This is a genomic window from Melaminivora alkalimesophila, from assembly GCF_000282995.1.
Lineage (GTDB): Bacteria > Pseudomonadota > Gammaproteobacteria > Burkholderiales > Burkholderiaceae_C > Melaminivora > Melaminivora alkalimesophila.
Genome location: NZ_ALEE01000489.1, coordinates 1 through 4583, shown reverse-complemented (window position 1 = coordinate 4583; position 4583 = coordinate 1). Strand labels below are relative to the sequence as shown.

2 protein-coding genes and 1 riboswitch are annotated in these 4583 nt (G+C 69.6%); both genes read left to right on the top strand.

What is annotated here, in order from left to right; genetic code table 11:
• Positions 1 to 115 precede the first annotated feature (115 nt).
• Positions 116 to 1504 carry an aminopeptidase P N-terminal domain-containing protein gene (locus tag A612_RS09630; protein ID WP_019374287.1) on the top strand — a complete coding sequence of 463 codons (1389 nt, stop codon included), beginning with the start codon at positions 116 to 118 and terminating at the stop codon, positions 1502 to 1504.
• A gap of 83 nt (positions 1505 to 1587) precedes the next feature.
• A riboswitch (S-adenosyl-L-homocysteine riboswitch) is annotated at positions 1588 to 1678 on the top strand.
• Positions 1679 to 1744: 66 nt separating this feature from the next.
• A complete protein-coding gene (gene metH, locus A612_RS09625) occupies positions 1745 to 4465 on the top strand; it encodes a methionine synthase (RefSeq protein WP_019374286.1) in 2721 nt (906 codons plus the stop codon).
• Positions 4466 to 4583 lie beyond the last annotated feature (118 nt).

Sequence of the window (4583 nt, the reverse complement as noted above, 5' to 3'; positions counted from 1 at the left end):
GGCCTGCCGCTGGCGCTGGTGCGCTGGATGGTCTGCGCGCTGCTGCTGGCCGCCGGCGCAAGCCTGCTGGCCGCGGCGCTGTAAGGACGCCCGCCAGGCGTTACGATGGCCACCCATGACCGCCATCGCCCTCCACGCCCAGCGGCGTGCCCGCCTGGCTGCCCAACTGGGCGCCGGCGGCATCGCCATCATCCCCACCGCACCCGAGCGGCCGCGCAACCGCGACAGCGCCTTTCCCTACCGGCACGACAGCTACTTCTACTACCTCACGGGCTTCACCGAGCCCGGCGCCTGCCTGGTGCTGACGGCCGAGGGGCACAGCCTGCTGTTCTGCCAGCCCAAGGACCTGGAGCGCGAGATCTGGGACGGCTACCGCCTGGGGCCGGAAGCCGCCGTCGGGGCGCTGGGCGTGGACGCCGCCCTGCCCTCCAGTGCGCTGGAGACCGAGCTGCCGCGCCTGCTGGAAAACCGCCAGCGCGTGTGGTATCCCTTCGCCATCCACGAGGGCCTGGCCGCGCGCGTGGAAGGCTGGCTGGCGAAGGTGCGGGCCCGCGCCCGCTACGGCGTGCTGTGCCCGAGCGAGCAGGCCGATGCCTGCCTGCTGCTCGACGAGATGCGCCTCGTCAAGGACGCGCACGAGCTGGACACCATGCGCCGCGCCGCCGCCATCAGCGCACGCGCCCACGTGCGCGCCATGCAAAGGAGCGCCCGCATGCTGCGCGCCGGCCAGGAGGTGCGCGAGTACCACCTGGAGGCCGAGCTGCTGGCCGCCTTCCGGGAGGAGGGCTCGCAATTCCCCGCCTACGGCTCCATCGTCGCCGCCGGGGCGAATGCCTGCGTGCTGCACTACCGCGCCGACGCCGCGCCCGTGCGTGCCGGCGAGCTGGTGCTGATCGACGCCGGCTGCGAGCTCGACGGCTACGCCAGCGACATCACGCGCACCTTCCCCGCCGATGGCCGCTTCACCGGGCCGCAGCGCGCGCTCTACGAGCTGGTGCTGCAGAGCCAGAAGGCCGCCATTGCCGCCACGCGCGCCGGCGCCCGCTTCACCGACCCCCACGACGCCACCGTCGCCGTGCTCGCGCAGGGCCTGCTGGACCTGGGGCTGCTGGACCGCAACCAGGTCGGCAGCGCGCAGGACGTGGTGGACAGCCGCGCCTACTTCCAGTTCTACATGCACCGCACCGGCCACTGGCTGGGCATGGACGTGCACGACTGCGGCAGCTATGTCGAGCCCTCGGAAGTCGGCCAGGCGAGCGAGCGGCGCGATCCGCTGTCGGGCGAGACCATCACCGACCGGCCCAGCCGCATCCTGCGTCCCGGCATGGTGCTGACCATCGAGCCGGGCATCTACGTGCGCCCGGCGCCCGGCGTGCCCGAGCAGTTCCACCACATCGGCATCCGCATCGAGGACGACGCCATCGTCACCGAGGGCGGCTGCGAGCTGACCACGCGCGGCGTGCCGGTGGAGGCCGACGAAATCGAGGCGCTGATGCGCGGCTGAGCCCCGAAGCTCCCGCAGAGCGCCCGGGCGCTTTCCATGGCCGTGCCGCCGGGTATGGGCAGGCACCGATAGAATCGCCGCTTCCCTCCAAGGAGCGTTGCAGCGGGCCGCCGGCCGCCCGTCAGGCTTGGAGGGCGCCGCCCGCCGGCGCTGCAGCAACGACGCTCGCCTGTCCCTTTCCGAACGATTGCACAGGTGAGCCTGATGAGCCAAGCCTTTCCCGCCGCCCCCATTCCCCCCATGAGGCTCTCGGGCCTCGAGCCGCTGACCATCGGCGAGGGCTCGCTGTTCGTGAACATCGGCGAGCGCACCAACGTCACCGGCTCCAAGGCCTTCGCGCGCATGATCCTGGCCGAGCAGTACGAGCAGGCGCTGTCGGTGGCGCGCCAGCAGGTGGAAAACGGCGCCCAGGTCATCGACGTGAACATGGACGAGGCCATGCTCGACAGCAAGGCGGCGATGGTGCGTTTTCTCCAGCTCATCGCCTCCGAGCCCGACATCGCGCGCGTGCCGGTGATGGTCGATTCCTCCAAGTGGGAAGTCATCGAGGCCGGCCTGCGCTGCCTGCAGGGCAAGGGCATCGTCAACTCCATCTCCATGAAGGAGGGGGTGGAGGAGTTCAAGCACCACGCGCGCCTGATCAAGCGCTACGGCGCCGCCGCCGTGGTCATGGCCTTCGACGAGCAGGGCCAGGCCGACACCTTCGAGCGCAAGATCGAGATCTGCGAGCGTGCCTACCGCATCCTGGTCGAAGAAGTCGGCTTCCCGCCCGAGGACATCATCTTCGACCCCAACGTCTTCGCGATCGCCACCGGCATCGAGGAGCACGCCAACTACGCCGTGGACTTCATCGAGGCCACGCGCTGGATCAAGCAGAACCTGCCGGGCGCCAAGGTCTCGGGCGGCGTGTCCAACGTGTCGTTCTCCTTCCGCGGCAACGACCCGGTGCGCGAGGCCATCCACACGGTGTTCCTCTACCACGCCATCCGTGCCGGCATGGACATGGGCATCGTCAACGCCGGCATGGTGGGCGTGTACGACGACCTCGATCCAGAGCTGCGCGAACGCGTCGAGGACGTGGTCCTGAACCGCCGCCCGGATGCGGCCGAGCGCCTGCTGGAGATCGCCGAGGCCACCAAGGGCGCCGCCAAGGACGACAGCAAGCGCCTGGAGTGGCGCGGCACGCCAGAGGCGCCGGTGCCCGTGGCACAGCGCCTGTCGCACGCGCTGGTGCACGGCATCACCGACTTCATCGTCGAGGACACGGAAGAGGCCTACCAGGACATCGTGGTCAAGGGCGGCGGCCGACCGCTGCACGTGATCGAGGGCCCGCTGATGGACGGCATGAACATCGTTGGCGACCTGTTCGGCGCCGGCAAGATGTTCCTGCCGCAGGTGGTCAAGAGCGCCCGCGTCATGAAGCAGGCCGTGGCCCACCTGATCCCCTACATCGAGGAAGAAAAGCGCCAGCAGGAAGCGGCCGGCCTGGACGTGACCAGCAAGGGCAAGATCGTCATTGCCACCGTCAAGGGCGACGTGCACGACATCGGCAAAAACATCGTCACCGTCGTGCTGCAGTGCAACAACTTCGAGGTCATCAACATGGGCGTGATGGTGCCCTGCCACGAGATCCTGGCGCGCGCCAAGGCCGAAGGGGCGGACATCATCGGCCTGTCGGGCCTGATCACGCCCAGCCTGGAGGAGATGCAGCACGTCGCCGGCGAGATGAGCAAGGACGAGTACTTCCGCATCAAGAAGATTCCGCTCCTGATCGGCGGCGCGACCTGCTCGCGCGTGCACACGGCCGTGAAGATCGCGCCGAAGTACGACGGGCCGGTGGTCTACGTGCCGGATGCGTCGCGCAGCGTGAGCGTGGCACAGAGCCTGCTGGGCGAGGGGCGCGAGGACTACCTGAGCGAGGTGCAGGCGGACTACGAGCACGTGCGCACGCTGCACGCGCGCAAGAAGCGGGTGCCGCTGTGGCCGCTGGCGAAGGCGCGCGCGAACGCCACGCAGGTGGATTTCGAGCACTACCGGCCGGTGGCGCCGCGCGCGCTCGGGCGGCGGGTGTTTCGCAACTTCGACCTGGCGGAGATCGTTCCCTTCCTCGACTGGGGGCCGTTCTTCCAGACCTGGGACCTGGCGGGGCGCTTCCCGGCGATCCTCGAGGACGAGGTGGTGGGCGAGGAGGCGCGCAAGGTCTACGCCGACGGCCAGGCGATGCTGCGCAAGATCATCGACGGGCGCTGGCTCACGGCCAACGGGGTGATCGGCCTGTTCCCGGCCAACCGCGTGGGCGACGACATCGAGTTCTACACGGACGAGTCGCGCAGCGAGGTGCTGATGACCTGGTACGGACTGCGCCAGCAGGCGGAAAAGCAGGTGGACGCCGAGGGCCGGCTGCGCCCGAGCCGCTGCCTGGCGGATTTCGTCGCGCCCAAGGCGTCCGGCATCGCCGACTACGTCGGGATGTTTGCCGTCACGGCCGGCATCGGCGCGGAGAAGAAGGAGCAGGAATTCCTCGCGGCGCTGGACGACTACTCGAACATCCTCTTCAAGAGCCTGGCGGACCGGCTGGCCGAGGGCTTCGCCGAATGCCTGCACGCGCGCGTGCGCAAGGACCTGTGGGGCTACGCGGCCGGCGAGGCGCTGAGCAACGAGGAGCTGATCAAGGAGCAGTACCAGGGCATCCGCCCGGCGCCCGGCTACCCCGCCTGCCCGGACCATACGGCCAAGGTGGACCTGTTCAAGGTGCTGCATGCCGCGGAGATCGGCATGCAGCTGACCGACAGCTTCGCCATGTACCCGGCGTCGAGCGTGAGCGGCTTCTACCTGGCACACCCGCAGGCGACGTACTTCAACGTCGGCCAGATCGGCGACGACCAAGTGCAGGACATGGCGGCGCGCCGCGGCATGGACTTAGAGGAGCTGCGCCGCAGGCTGGCGCCGAATCTGGAATGAACCCCGCGGGCAGGACCCGCACCCCCGGAGAGCACACCCATGATGAGTATCGCCCTGTGCAGACAAGGCACCGCCGGCGCGCGCTGGCCCCTGGCGGTGGCGGCCGCGCTGGCGCTGG

Coding starts and splice junctions, on each gene's coding strand:
- A612_RS09630 (WP_019374287.1), top strand. CDS start 116: ATGACCGCCATCGCCCTCCACGCCCAGCGGCGTGCCCGCCTGGCTGCC.
- metH (WP_019374286.1), top strand. CDS start 1,745: ATGAGGCTCTCGGGCCTCGAGCCGCTGACCATCGGCGAGGGCTCGCTG.